Annotated in this window: 12 protein-coding genes and 1 riboswitch; of the genes, 11 read left to right on the plus strand and 1 reads right to left on the minus strand. The window is 43.3% G+C overall.

The window, feature by feature from the left end:
• Positions 1–27: 27 nt before the first annotated feature.
• From AM500_RS06235 to galT, 9 genes are all read left to right on the plus strand, one after another.
• On the plus strand, positions 28–858 hold the full coding sequence (locus tag AM500_RS06235) for a carbohydrate ABC transporter permease (RefSeq protein ID WP_231688119.1): 831 nt from the start codon (positions 28–30) through the stop codon (positions 856–858).
• A gap of 103 nt (positions 859–961) precedes the next feature.
• On the plus strand, positions 962–3,694 hold the full coding sequence (locus AM500_RS06240; RefSeq protein ID WP_053598470.1) for a glycoside hydrolase family 2 protein: 2,733 nt from the start codon (positions 962–964) through the stop codon (positions 3,692–3,694).
• On the plus strand, positions 3,694–4,641 hold the full coding sequence (locus AM500_RS06245) for a sugar kinase (RefSeq protein WP_053598471.1): 948 nt from the start codon (positions 3,694–3,696) through the stop codon (positions 4,639–4,641). The genes AM500_RS06240 and AM500_RS06245 overlap by 1 nt, the downstream gene beginning before the upstream one ends.
• 16 nt (positions 4,642–4,657) lie before the next feature.
• Positions 4,658–5,302 carry a bifunctional 4-hydroxy-2-oxoglutarate aldolase/2-dehydro-3-deoxy-phosphogluconate aldolase gene (locus AM500_RS06250; RefSeq protein ID WP_053598472.1) on the plus strand — a complete coding sequence of 215 codons (645 nt, stop codon included), beginning with the start codon at positions 4,658–4,660 and terminating at the stop codon, positions 5,300–5,302.
• 1 nt (position 5,303) lies between these two features.
• Positions 5,304–6,452, plus strand: coding sequence for a galactonate dehydratase (dgoD, locus tag AM500_RS06255; protein WP_053598473.1), 1,149 nt, complete (start codon positions 5,304–5,306; stop codon positions 6,450–6,452).
• A gap of 257 nt (positions 6,453–6,709) precedes the next feature.
• A complete protein-coding gene (locus AM500_RS06260) occupies positions 6,710–7,696 on the plus strand; it encodes a LacI family DNA-binding transcriptional regulator (protein ID WP_053598474.1) in 987 nt (328 codons plus the stop codon).
• A 51-nt stretch (positions 7,697–7,747) separates the two neighbouring features.
• A complete protein-coding gene (locus AM500_RS06265; RefSeq protein ID WP_053598475.1) occupies positions 7,748–8,920 on the plus strand; it encodes a galactokinase in 1,173 nt (390 codons plus the stop codon).
• A gap of 17 nt (positions 8,921–8,937) precedes the next feature.
• Positions 8,938–9,927 (plus strand): UDP-glucose 4-epimerase GalE, encoded by a 990-nt coding sequence (gene galE / locus AM500_RS06270; protein WP_053598476.1) that lies wholly within the window; start codon positions 8,938–8,940, stop codon positions 9,925–9,927.
• A 13-nt stretch (positions 9,928–9,940) separates the two neighbouring features.
• Positions 9,941–11,431, plus strand: coding sequence for a UDP-glucose--hexose-1-phosphate uridylyltransferase (galT, locus tag AM500_RS06275; protein ID WP_053598477.1), 1,491 nt, complete (start codon positions 9,941–9,943; stop codon positions 11,429–11,431).
• A gap of 518 nt (positions 11,432–11,949) precedes the next feature.
• Here galT and AM500_RS26220 read toward each other — a convergent pair.
• Positions 11,950–12,075, minus strand: coding sequence for a hypothetical protein (locus AM500_RS26220; RefSeq protein WP_269432571.1), 126 nt, complete (start codon positions 12,073–12,075; stop codon positions 11,950–11,952).
• 244 nt (positions 12,076–12,319) lie between these two features.
• Between AM500_RS26220 and AM500_RS06280 the strand changes: the two genes are divergently transcribed.
• A complete protein-coding gene (locus AM500_RS06280) occupies positions 12,320–12,892 on the plus strand; it encodes a competence protein ComK (protein ID WP_053598478.1) in 573 nt (190 codons plus the stop codon).
• 322 nt (positions 12,893–13,214) lie between these two features.
• Positions 13,215–13,302, plus strand: a riboswitch (cyclic di-GMP riboswitch).
• A 38-nt stretch (positions 13,303–13,340) separates the two neighbouring features.
• Positions 13,341–13,505 (plus strand): hypothetical protein, encoded by a 165-nt coding sequence (locus AM500_RS25390; RefSeq protein WP_156319762.1) that lies wholly within the window; start codon positions 13,341–13,343, stop codon positions 13,503–13,505.
• Positions 13,506–13,594: the final 89 nt, after the last annotated feature.

Below are 13,594 nucleotides of genomic sequence, written 5' to 3' on the forward strand. Positions count from 1 at the left end.
AAATCCTGGTAAAAGGAGGAACTGAAAGTGCCTCGTAAAAAGAAAACTACGTTTGGACGGAAACTTGTATATATATTCAGTTACGCGCTCGTCCTCATCTGGGTGATTCCAATAATATGGATGTTGATCACCTCGCTCAAGCCTGGCGGTACGGCTGTAACGATATTGTCGGAACTCTTCAAGCCGCCGTTCACCTTCGCGAACTATGAGTATGTTCTGACCAATGCATCGATATGGAGGTGGACATGGAACAGTTTGTACATAGCGGTTGTGACAACCGTGTTAACACTGATCCTTACTTCACTGGCGGCGTTTGCCTTATCGAGGCTTCAATTTAAAGGACGTCAGATTATTTTTTGGTTAATTATTGCAGGGTTGATGGTACCTGTTGAAGCAAAGATTGTACCACTTTTTCAAATCATGGTTGATTTTGGGTTAATCAATTCCTATAGCTCAATTATTTTACCTGCCCTGGCCGCACCACTTGGGGTCTTTATGCTCAAACAGTTTTATGACGCAATTCCAAATGATCTCATCGAAGCAGCGAGAATTGATGGTGCGAATTGGTTAAGGATTTACTGGAGCATCTTCTTGCCGTTATCCCGTTCTTCAATGGCAGCACTAGGCATATTTACATTTGTCACCTCCTGGAATAATTTCCTGTGGCCATTCCTGGCAGTAAACGAGGAGAAAATGTTTACATTGCCTGTAGCGATTCCAACATTCCAAAGTGCCTATACAGCGGAATTGATGATTCCGATGGCAGCGAATATGCTGGCCAGTTTACCAGCTATTATCGTGTTCATTCTATTCCAGCGCCATATCATTAAAGGTATTACGATGACTGGAATTAAGTAAGTGATATAAAGTCCTGCTAGAGGAAAGTGTTATGAAACAGTTGTGTTTTATCGCCTAAAGTTGGCTCAGCACTTATCATGTCATTGCGGTTAGGAGATTTGCTATGAGAACGAAAATAGATTTATCTGTTGATTGGACTTTTAAAACAGATCCAACAAACTCTGGTATGGTGGAGAGTTGGTATTCCGGGAAAATTTCTGGAGGCAAGAATGTCAAAGTGCCTCATATTTGGCAAAGTGAGGGAGGAGACCTTGTTCCTTATAGCGGGGCGGCATGGTACCAGCTTCAGGTAAAGGATATTAAAACCTCGCAGGGGAAGAACTGGCACCTTTGCTTTATGGCAGTCGATTATCAATGCGATGTGTGGTGGAATGGCAATTACATTGGGTTTCATGAAGGAGGTTTTACACCTTTCGATTTCCTAATCCCGAATAATCTCTTAGACAATCGCAATCAGATCACTGTCCGTGTTTATGACTTCCCCGATAATGCAGAAATTCCGATTGGAAAGCAGGGAAGTTGGTATACAAGGGTAAGTGGGATTTGGCAGGGTGTTTACCTGGAGCAAAGGCCGGAAACCTTTGTTGAGAATGTTTTTGTAAAGGCTGACATTGATTTAAAACAAGTGGAACTATCCGCAATTGTTACTGGAAACACAGATCTAATCCACTATGAAATCAGGCCGCACAGCCTCAAGGAAGATAAGTGGGAGGATGGCATTGTCTATTCAGGTACGATTGAGAATTCCAGTCTTAAAACAATCGTTGAAATGCCTGAAATGAGACTCTGGTCCCCAGCAGAACCTTATTTGTACGAACTCGATATTTGCGTAAAAGCAAACGGCGAAACAGATCATTACAGCACTGTTTTCGGTTGTCGGAACGTTGAATATAAGGATGGCAAAGTCTATCTCAACCATGAGCCTATTTATATCCGGGGAGCACTTGATCAAGCCTTTTATCCAGAAACAATTTATTCGGCTCCTTCAGAATCCTATATTAAAAAGGAGATTGAACTGGCCAAACAAATGGGTTTCAACTTACTTAGGAAGCATATCAAGGTGGAAATCCCTGAATATCTTTATTGGGCGGACCGCCTCGGGATGCTGATTTGGGCGGAACCCCCTAATTATGTGAAGTGGACTGAAATGGCAACGAAGCGATTTACAACAGTTTTAAAGGAAATGATTGAACGGGATTATAACCATCCTTCAATCATCATTTGGTCCATATACAACGAAGAATGGGGTCTCGAATGGGATCTTGAATTTGATACCGAAAAACAGGCGCATGTAGCGGAGTTTTTTTCCGAAGTGAAGCAATGGGACACGACTAGATTAGTATGTGATAACAGTGGCTGGACCCATGTAAACACAGATATAAATGACCACCATCGCTACTTTGTTGTACCAGATCAGATCGATGGTTGGAGAAGTGATCTTGATGACTATGTCATTGGCCAAAAAGACAGGAATTTTGTATCGGGTTATGGAGCTGAAGACCAGCCAATCATCATTTCTGAATTTGGGGTATGGGGTCTGCCGGACGTTGACAAATTAAAGGATTTTTATAATGGGAACGAGCCATGGTGGTTTATTAATCAAGGTGAGGCTACCCACCAGGATGATTATAAGAGGCCGACAACGCTGTTTGAAAACTTCTCTAAGTTTGGGATTTCACATGCTTTTGAAAACACTTCAGATTTAGCAGTTCATTCACAAAACAGGATGACACGTGCTGTTAAGTCGTTAATAGAAGAAATGAGGAAACGGCCTGAAATAGCCGGATATGTTGTCACTGAATTTACTGACATAGAATGGGAAACAAATGGATGGCTTGATTTTATGAGAAATCCGAAAGAAGGATTTGAAGAGCTTGTCAATTTTAATGGTGAAACGGTAATCATGGCAGGATTGCCAAAGCATAATTACCAATCAGGGGAGAGCGCAGCCTGGGATCTCTATATAGCATCAGAAGAGTTGAGCGGTGAAGCTTTAATAAAATGGAGACTTGAGATGGGTTGCGAGGTCCTGTTGCATGGAGAAGTTCCTGTTGTCCTTAACAGCTTCTTACATTTGCCGGAGGTTGTATGTCTTGAAATACCTAACGTGAAACAGCCTGTTTTTGCTTTGTTCTCCTTCGAATTATGGGTTGAAGATCGCAAGGTTGCGGTCAATAAGGAAGAATTAACCCTTAGTCAACAGTCTCAGGCAGCAGCGCTTGTCCATGTTCAACATAAAAGAACTGAACTTCATGAAGCTTTAAAAGGTGTAGATTTAAGGGCGGATGCGGATGTCGTCATAAGTGATATGTTGGACAGAGAAACGCTCGAATATGTTAGGGCCGGCGGAAAGGTTATTTTTCTAGCGGAAGATGGGGATGCAATTCCACACAAGGGTGATTATACATTCCGTGAGCTTGATCCGGGCGAAAGTTGGGCGCGTTCATCGTCCATGAATTATGTTAACACTGCTTGGCTAGAAGGGCTGCCTGTCCATCCCGAAATGGGCTGGGAGTTTGAATTCCTGTTCCCTGACTATGTGGTTCCGTTTACTGACTATAAGAAGGTTGGCCAAAAAAGGACGGTTAACCTGTTCGGCAACCCATCACTAGCTGAAACAGCAGAGATAATTTCGGGATATTTCCAGGGCTGGCTAGGACAAAACGGCGGATCAGTCCTGCTGCAAAAGCATGGTAAAGGAGTTATTTTAACCATCACATGGAAGCTTGCAAGCCAATTGAATAACAACCCAAATGCATTATTAATTCTTAATCACTTCATTGAAAAACTGGCAAGAGGGAGCTTTGCTCATAATAGAAGTCAGGAGGTTACATAATGGACGTTATCAGTTTGGGCGAATCAATGGTCCTTTTTACTCCTGACACGAATGGGCTCATGAGGTATGCACATAGTTTTTCATCAAAAATAGCTGGTGCAGAAACGAATACTCTAATCGGCTTGTCCAGGCTCGGGCATCAAACTGGTTGGATTAGCCGAGTTGGGAATGATGAATTCGGAGAGAAAGTCCTTTCAGCAGTAAGAGGAGAAGGAGTCCATACCGGGGAAGTGAGAAAAGACTCGGAGGCCCCTACGGGAATTTACTTTAAGGAACTAGTTAATGAAACGGCTACGAGAATCCATTATTATCGGAAAGGGTCTGCGGCTAGCAGGCTCACCCCCGCTGATATCAGTGAAGACTATATTATGTCGGCACGTTATCTGTATATAACAGGTATTACCCCGGCCTTGAGCGAGTCATGTGAGGTGGCTATTTTTCATAGCATCGAAGTCGCTAAAAAACATGGTGTTAAGGTTGTTTTTGATCCCAATATCAGAAGGAAACTCTGGGGCGAAGAGAAAGCCAGGAGAACACTCCTCGCCATCGCTGAAGAGGCGGATATTGTCCTTCCAGGAATCGGAGAGGGAGAATTTCTGTTTGGAAGTACCGATTATAGTGAAATCGCTTCACACTTCCATCAGCTTGGTGCCTCGATTGTTGTTGTAAAGCTTGGAGCCGACGGAGCCTATTATTCTACTGATTCTGATTGTGGAGTAGTGGAGGGCTTTAAGGTAAAACAAGTCATCGATCCTGTAGGTGCAGGGGATGGATTTGCGGCAGGTTTCCTCTCGGGTCTCCTCGATGACATTGGATTGGCAGACGCTGTAAAAAGGGGAAATGCGATTGGGGCTATCGTGACTACGGTTAATGGAGACATCGAAGGATTGCCTAATAGAGAGCTGCTAGCAGGATTTCTGGCTTCTAGTGAAGATGTAGCTCGGTAAAAAGGGGGGAAAGATCATGGATTTACACTCGTCTTTACAGGAAACGAAAATGATTGCGATAATTCGAGGATCTAAGCCTGAAGATGTGCATTCCATAGCAGAGGCCTTATGGGAAGGGGGCATCACAGTACTTGAGATAACGCTGAATTCCCCGGGTGCACTTGAAGTCATAAAGCAGGTTTCAAGGGAGATGGACGGAAGGTCAATTGTTGGAGCAGGCACTGTGCTGGATCCGGAATCAGCCAGGGCAGCACTTCTGGCAGGTGCAAAATTCATCCTTTCACCTACTGTGGATGAAGGAACAATTCGGATGACCAAGCGGTATGGTGCGGTCAGCATTCCTGGTGCATTTACTCCGACTGAAATTCTGAAGGCGTACGAATATGGTGGGGATATCGTCAAGGTTTTCCCGGCCACTACCCTTGGGCCCAGCTATGTGAAGGATATTCATGGCCCGCTTCCACAGATTCCTCTTCTGCCTACTGGCGGGATTGGTTTGGAAAATGTAGCAGATTTTATTAAAGCAGGAGCTGTAGGTGTTGGTCTTGGCAGCTCGCTTGTTAATACAAAAGAAGCAGTAACCAATGAATACTTAAAAAACCTTACCGGAAAGGCACGTAGCTTTGTTAATAAAGTGAAAGAAGCAGATAGGGGAGAGTAGCATGAAAATCACTGGGTATGAGCTTTTTCAAGTACCACCTCGTTGGCTGTTCCTAAAAATTGACACAGATGAAGGGATATCAGGATGGGGAGAGCCAGTCATTGAAGGACGGGCTGATACTGTTAAAGCAGCTGTTAAGGAACTGATGGAATATTTAGTTGGCAAGGATCCTTCGAGAATTGAGGATCACTGGAATTTGATGTATCGATCAGGATTTTACAGAGGCGGCCCAATTTTAATGAGCGCAATTGCCGGAATTGACCAGGCGCTATGGGATATTAAAGGGAAGTTCTATAACGCACCAGTCTATGAGCTGATGGGAGGGGCAGCGCGCGACTCTATCCGGGTTTATTCATGGATTGGCGGTGACCGGCCGACGGATGTAGGCCTCGCTGCTAAGGCGGTTGTTGATGTAGGCTTTACGGCTGTTAAAATGAACGGGACAGAAGAAATGCAATACGTCGATTCCTATGAGAAGGTTGACCAAGCGGTGGCAAGGATAGCAGCTGTAAGGGAAGCGGTTGGGCCAAACATCGGGATTGGCATTGATTTCCACGGGCGTGTCCACAAGCCTATGGCGAAAATTTTGGCCAAAGAGCTTGAACCGTTCCGTCCAATGTTTATTGAGGAACCTGTCCTACCCGAAAATAATGAAGCACTCCGCGAGATTGCCAGGAGTACGTCAATCCCAATTGCCACTGGTGAGAGAATGTTCTCGAGATGGGATTATAAAACCCTGTTGACGGATGGATATGCAGATATTATCCAGCCGGACCTTTCGCACGCTGGTGGAATAACAGAATGCAAAAAGATTCTATCGATGGCTGAGGCATTTGATGTTGCAGCTGCCCCGCATTGTCCACTAGGACCTATTGCTTTGGCTGCCTGTCTTCAAGTAGATGCAACTTCCCATAACGCTTTTATTCAGGAACAGAGCCTTGGCATTCACTATAACGTGGGGAGTGATTTGCTGGATTATATCATGGATCGAACAGTGTTCGATTATAAGGACGGTTACGTAAAAATACCAAAAGGGCCTGGGTTGGGTATTGACATTAATGAAGATCATGTCAGGAAGATTTCAGAAGTCGGGCATAATTGGCGTAATCCGGTATGGAGACATAAAGATGGCAGTATAGCAGAATGGTGAGAGATGAAGAAGTTTAAACCTAAATTACAGGTCAAGGAATACCTTGGCCTTTTTGTTTTGCCAATACTACTAGTAAAGTGTCAAATAATGCTATTAGGGCCTCATTAGGAAGAATTACCCCAAAAAGATGTAGTTAAATTTAAGTAAAATTTTAAGTAAAATAATTTGAAAATTTTACTTAAAAGATTATAATTAGAATGGAAGGGAATTTCTATTCAAAACGTAAAATGTAAGGGCCTTCAGAAGGGAGGGCATATATGGCAACGATAAAGGACATTGCAGAAAAAGCAGGGGTTTCAATCGCAACGGTATCCCGTGTCTTGAATTATGATGCTACATTGTCTGTTTCAGATGAAACGAGAAAGCGAATTTTGGAAGTGGCTGAGGAGCTTTCGTATAAAAAGAAGGCAGCCAAAAAGACGCCTGCCTCAAAAATAGCTATCATCCACTGGTATACCGAAAAAGAAGAGCTGGAGGACCTTTATTACATGTCAATCCGTTATGGGATTGAGCTTAGAAGCCAACAGCTTGGCATTCAATTCGTAAATTATTATTACAACGAGTTCCTGGATGGAAAACCTGATAACCTGCAGGGGGTTATTGCAATCGGGAAGTTCAGTTCTGCTCAGGTTGCGGAGCTATCGGCGATTTCAGAGAATATTGTGTTTGCAGACTATACTCCCGAGGGTGAATATGATTCGGTTGTAACAGATTTTGAGCAGGCAACGAAGAAAATTCTCAATTATCTGCTTGAAAAAGGACATAATCAAATAGGCTTTATTGGCGGACGGGAGATGTTCAAGGACCTATCGGCTGAACTGGAGGACAAAAGGGAAACGACTTTTAAATTGTATATGGCATCCAGGGGTCACTTAAATGAAAAGCATATCTTTATCGGTTCCTTCAGTGTCTCTAGCGGATACGATCTCATGAGGAAAGCGATAAAGGAGCTTGGGGACGAGCTGCCAACAGCCTTTTTTGCAGCGAACGATTTGATTGCCATCGGCTGCCTTAGGGCACTGCATGAAGCTGGCATCCCTGTCCCAGGCAGGGTCAATGTGATTGGTATAAACGATATTAGTGTCTCGAAATATATTTTTCCATCTCTTACGACATTAAAGGTTGATACAGAGCTTATGGGGGAAACGGCCGTTGATACATTACTGGAGCGGATTGCCGGCCGAAAAGTTCCAAAAAAAATCATTCTCGGAACCGAACTGATCAAGCGTGACAGCAGCTTTTAACCTCCGTTTCACCACAAAAAAAGTGCAACTAAACCATAAGGAGACTGGCTTATGAATCTTCAACTTTTAACAGCTGAATTTGGCAATAAATTTGGATATGAATCGAATGAAGGAATTCGAAAATTCTTTTCGCCTGGGCGGATTAATCTGATTGGTGAGCATACCGATTACAACGGGGGACGTGTCTTTCCTGCTGCGATCACATATGGGACGTACGGAATTGTTAAAGTACGTGAAGACCGCCAAATCAGGCTTTATTCAATGAACTTTCCGGAAGCAGGTATCCTAGAGTTCAGTCTTGATGAGCTTGATTATGATGCTGCCCATGGCTGGGGGAACTTTCCAAAAGGGATGATCCGCTATATAAAAGAAGCAGGACATGATATCCCAGCCGGTCTGGATATCCTGATTAATGGAAATATCCCGAACGGAGCCGGCCTCTCTTCCTCCGCATCACTGGAAATGCTGATTGGTGTCATTGCGAATGAAGTATTTGAGCTTGGCATCGACAGGATTGCCCTTGTACAGCTCGGCAAAAAGGTGGAGAACCAATTTATCGGCGTCAACAGCGGCATCATGGACCAGTTCGCTGTTGGGATGGGCAAGGAAAACTGTGGCATCCTTTTGGATTGCGAAACTCTTGACTATGAATATGCGCCTCTTAATCTCGAAAACCACCAGATTATTATTATGAATACGAACAAACGCAGAGAGCTGGCTGATTCGAAGTATAACGAGCGCCGCAGCGAATGTGAAACAGCCCTTTCCTACTTGCAAAAAGAACTTGACGTTACGTCACTTGGAGCTTTAAGCGAACAGGAATTCGAAGCGCATAAGCACCTTATTCCGACTGGCATTTTGCAAAAAAGAGCGAAGCATGCGGTGTATGAAAACCAACGTACTGCCAAAGCACTTGAGGAGCTTAAGAAAGGTAACCTGGAAAGCTTCGGAAAGCTGATGAATGACTCCCATGTTTCACTTAAGGAAGACTATGAGGTGACGGGAATCGAGCTCGATACACTGGCAGAAGCAGCCTGGGAACAGGAAGGTGTGCTCGGCGCAAGAATGACTGGTGCAGGATTTGGCGGCTGTGCGATTGCGCTTGTTGAAAAAGAACATGCTGATAGATTCATAGAAGAAGTCGGCAGGTCTTATAAGGATAAAATCGGCAATGAAGCGACCTTCTATGTTGCAAGCATAGGAGACGGAACGAAAGAAATCTAAGGCGGAGGTGTATAAAGATGAGCGTATTGGTGTTGGGCGGAGCCGGTTATATTGGTTCCCATGCCGTATATCAACTTATTGACCAAAATTATGATGTGGTAGTTATCGACAACCTGCAGACAGGACACGAAAAGGCTATTCATCCGAAGGCGAAGTTTTATAAAGGTGATATCCGAGACAAAGAGTTCCTTCGCAGTGTGTTCAAAAAGGAACAAATTGAGGGGGTCATCCACTTTGCCGCTAATTCTCTAGTTGGCGAATCGATGGAAAAGCCGCTCGAGTATTTTAACAACAATGTATACGGTACTCAGGTGCTCCTTGAAGCGATGACCGAGTTTGGCATTAAGAATATCGTCTTTTCTTCAACTGCGGCCACCTACGGCGAGCAAAAGGTTATGCCGATTATGGAGGATATGGAGACAAATCCAACAAACGCCTATGGCGAAACGAAACTCACAATGGAGAAAATCATGAAATGGTGTGAGATCGCCTATGGAATGAAATATGTATCACTTCGCTATTTCAATGTCGCCGGCGCTCGCTCAACTGGTGAAATTGGCGAGGATCATCAACCTGAGACCCACTTGATCCCGCTTATTCTTCAGGTGCCGCTTGGCCAAAGGGAGTACATTTCCATTTACGGCGATGACTATGATACGGAAGACGGCACATGCATTCGCGATTATATCCATGTAGAGGATTTGATTGATGCCCATATCCTCGCCCTCGGTTATCTGCAAAATGGCGGCGAGAGCAACATCATCAACCTGGGCAGCGGCGAGGGCTTTTCTGTAAAAGAAATGATTGAGGCGGCACGAAAGGTTACCAACCATGACATTCCCGCAAGAGTCGCACCAAGAAGAGCGGGCGATCCAAGCCGGCTGATTGCTTCTTCTGAGAAGGCAAAAGCGGTACTTGGCTGGAATCCGAAGAAAACATCGATTCAGAAAATCTTTGAAGATGCCTGGCAGTGGCACAGGAACAACCCAGAAGGCTACCAGGATTGAAGGAGGAATTGTAATGGATGTGTATCAGGCACTACAATCCCTGCTCAGCCGGGCTTTAGACGCAGAATTGATTACCGCTGAGGATGAGATTTATTCCCGCAACCAGATCCTCTCCCTGTTGGGGCTCGACAACTTCCCGGCAGGATTAAAAGCAGACGGAGAACTTGATATCCCTGGCCTGCTTGAGGTTTTAACAAATTATGCGGTTGACCAGGGAATCACTGAGGACCTGACAAGCAAGAGAGACATTTTTTCTGCAAAAATCATGAATGTTTTGATTCAAAGGCCTTCTGATTTGAATAGGACATTTTATGAAAAATATAAGAGGAACCCAAAAGAGGCCACAGATTATTTCTATAATTTGAGTCGGAACAGCAATTATATTCAAACAAAGCAAATTGCGAGAAACATCAGCTATCAATTTAAGTCGGGATACGGAACGATGGATATTACCATCAATCTCTCAAAGCCGGAGAAGGATCCAAAGCAGATTGCCCTTGAAAAGCAAATGCAGCCTTCTTCTTCTAATTATCCGAAGTGCCTGTTGTGTATAGAAAATGAAGGTTATTCCGGAAGAATCAATCATCCGGCCCGGTCAAACCATCGGATCATCCCTGTTGACTTGACCGGAGAACCATGGTTCCTGCAATATTCACCTTACGTGTATTACAATGAGCATTGCATCGTCCTAAGTGCAGAGCATCGTGATATGAAAATCGATAGAAGTGCGTTTGCCCGCCTTCTCGAGTTTGTTGGCAAGTTCCCAACCTATTTCCTTGGATCAAATGCTGACCTGCCTATTGTCGGCGGCTCGATCTTGACTCATGACCATTACCAGGGAGGAAGCTATGAATTTGCGATGGCACGGGCAGAGGAAATATTTTCATTCAAGCTGACAAATTATCCGGATATTGAAGCAGTTACACTCAAATGGCCATTGTCGGTTATTCGCCTTAAAGGTACTGACCAGGGAGAACTTGCTGATGCCGCCCAGGAAATCCTCGAATCCTGGATAGGCTACAGCGATCCTGGAGCAGGAATTATTTCCCATACCGGCAATGAACGCCACAACACCATCACTCCGATTGCAAGGGTTCGTGACGGAAGGTTTGAGCTGGATCTTGTTCTTAGGAATAACCGTACAAGCGAAGAGCACCCGCTGGGAATATTCCATCCCCATCAAGACGTCCAGCATATTAAAAAAGAGAACATCGGACTGATTGAAGTAATGGGGCTTGCCGTACTGCCGGCGAGGCTTGAAACGGAGCTTAAAGAAATTGAAAGCTATTTGTTAGGCTATGATGCCGACGTGAAAGAATATCATCAGGCATGGGCTAGGGAATTGAAAGAAAAGTACGGTCATGAACTGAACCATGAAACTGTCTCTGAGATTGTCCGAATGAATGTTGGCGCGAAGTTTGTCCGCGTTCTTGAGGATGCTGGAGTATACAAACAAACAGAAGCGGGAATCGTTGCATTTAGGCGGTTTACTGCAGCGTTATAACGGTAAGAAGAGCGGAAACAATTGCTTTCCGCTCTTTTTAATTTTTTAAATTGTATAGAACTATGGATAAGTCAAAACGGAAGTTGTAATAAATCGGCTTCAGCCGCCATCTAAGAGATGTGCTGTAACACGAATGATTGCGGTTCTTATGTACTTAATTTCTGACTATTTTGTGAAGGGGGTAAGAGGGTATTTTTCTTTTTGGGATAACCTGTTTATAGTGTGCATTTAGTGAAAAGTTGATAATTTAAGGTTTTAAAAAAGCAAAGGGGGAATTGATGAGGGAAAAGTTGTAACTAGTTCAATATTATACCAGTAATAAAAACTGGATTCAATCAGGTGTGTAATAAAAAGTTAAATCTGCTATCAGATGGAATATTCAGGAAATTACTCGTAATAATAACAATTTACAATTTCTAGAATTTATACGTATAATTAAGTCGATAAGCTGTGACATGATGCGACAGGATTTTCCTTAACTCTCATTCAAGTCCTCGTGGTGGATTACCCATATTCTTTCAGTCATTTCGCTGCTTTGCGCCTCTTTGAAACTCATCAGACTGCCACCATGCCAGCCATTGGCAATCGGCCATCTCCAATTCCATACTCACATGATGCTTCTGCAAAAACGATTCGGCCAACATGATCAGTGGCCTCGCAAAAATAGAAAGGAGGAGTGAATTATAGTAGGCTGTATCAGGTTTTCGCGCACAAAGGAAGGGAAGGCCTTTTGCCGGAAAACAGCAAAACCCCAGGAAACAGTCGTAGCGGACATCTTTCCAGGGGCCTCGGTCGTTGGGTATACCAACATTGTTAGTATACCCCTATTATAGAAAATAGCAAATTTTAATTTTGTGGGACTAATTTTAGATATCAGGGGGACACTTAATGGTTACGATTGTTAACGATTACTCTATCAATGAAAAAACGGTCCTTATTACGGGCGTTTACAACCCGCACGGAAAGCTTTATTCGAAAATACTCGAAGAAGATAAATTGCTTTTTGTGAAATTGTCTCCGGTGCAGATTATTAATCGGACACTGCTTAGGCTTGGATCCAGCTTTGATGGTGCGAGGCATAGCTCAAAGGCTTTGCTGGGAGATATCCGTATGCATCCCATTACCATCAGTACTAGCCAGGGAATTTGGCTGTTCCCTTCAAAATCGTTTGAACAGCCCACATGTGTATGGTTCTCCCTCACACATGTCAAGGGAACGCAGAGGACAGGGTTGAAAAAAACGTTAATCCATTTGAGCTATAACCATACGTACGAAATCAATATGAAGGAAGCCTTTTTCAATCAGAAACGCCAAAAGGCTGAGTACCTAAGGGAAATTATTATAAAAAATACAAACACTCCACTAACTTTGTTCATGGAACCCAAAAAGGGATTGCAAGTCAGTGATAATGAAGAAAATCCACTCTGGGTTAAAGAGGATGGCGAAGGAGTAGAGGAATAGAATGTAAAGTTTAGCCTGCATTGGCCATTGGCTGCTGCAGGTTTATTTTATGTTGAACAAATGGGGACTGACTGCGGTATTTAGTTAAATTATAGTGGGTAATATTGAGACGTAAGAAGCAATAAAAGACAAGACCCATTTATTCCAACGGACATAAAAAGAGTAAACAAAACGAAAAAATTTAAAAAGTGTAGTTTATTCCGGAATAATTGAGGTAAAAGTTTGTATATAAATAAAAACGGTCAAATAATATACATGCCAATCTGATAGTTTGAAATGTGCTACGGGTTTTTTGTAGATTTATAGTATCAGCACATAATTTATGTGACAAAGGCAAACCCGTTGAAAAACGGGGACGTAAAGCTAAAGGGGCTAATACTACTTTTTAGTTATGCCAGCCAGTTGCCGATATGGCCCTATAAACAAACATTAATAAGGGGGTAATTGTGTGAAAATTATTCTAAAAGCTAGATATTATTTCCATCTGTTTTTACATAATCATAATCAGCAATTAGTCAATGATGCAATTTGCGATGAATTAAAAGCAGAACTATCCGAAAGAGCCTACTACCATTGGGCGAAAGCAACTGGATTAACAGCAAAGTTTGAGTGAACTACCAAAACTGTTCGGATTCTTCCGGACAGTTTATTTATTTTTTAAGGCATATACTATTGTGAGAATTCCAGACTCCACAAGAATCC

This window comes from Bacillus sp. FJAT-18017 (assembly GCF_001278805.1).
Classification (GTDB): Bacteria; Bacillota; Bacilli; order Bacillales; family Cytobacillaceae; genus Bacillus_D.

What these genes read in the sequence shown, in the direction of transcription:
- AM500_RS06240 (WP_053598470.1), top strand. Translation starts at nt 962, where the DNA reads ATGAGAACGAAAATAGATTTATCTGTTGATTGGACTTTTAAAACAGAT.
- AM500_RS06245 (WP_053598471.1), top strand. Translation starts at nt 3,694, where the DNA reads ATGGACGTTATCAGTTTGGGCGAATCAATGGTCCTTTTTACTCCTGAC.
- AM500_RS06250 (WP_053598472.1), top strand. Translation starts at nt 4,658, where the DNA reads ATGGATTTACACTCGTCTTTACAGGAAACGAAAATGATTGCGATAATT.
- dgoD (WP_053598473.1), top strand. Translation starts at nt 5,304, where the DNA reads ATGAAAATCACTGGGTATGAGCTTTTTCAAGTACCACCTCGTTGGCTG.
- AM500_RS06260 (WP_053598474.1), top strand. Translation starts at nt 6,710, where the DNA reads ATGGCAACGATAAAGGACATTGCAGAAAAAGCAGGGGTTTCAATCGCA.
- AM500_RS06265 (WP_053598475.1), top strand. Translation starts at nt 7,748, where the DNA reads ATGAATCTTCAACTTTTAACAGCTGAATTTGGCAATAAATTTGGATAT.
- galE (WP_053598476.1), top strand. Translation starts at nt 8,938, where the DNA reads ATGAGCGTATTGGTGTTGGGCGGAGCCGGTTATATTGGTTCCCATGCC.
- galT (WP_053598477.1), top strand. Translation starts at nt 9,941, where the DNA reads ATGGATGTGTATCAGGCACTACAATCCCTGCTCAGCCGGGCTTTAGAC.
- AM500_RS26220 (WP_269432571.1), bottom strand. Translation starts at nt 12,075, where the DNA reads ATGTTGGCCGAATCGTTTTTGCAGAAGCATCATGTGAGTATGGAATTG.
- AM500_RS06280 (WP_053598478.1), top strand. Translation starts at nt 12,320, where the DNA reads ATGGTTACGATTGTTAACGATTACTCTATCAATGAAAAAACGGTCCTT.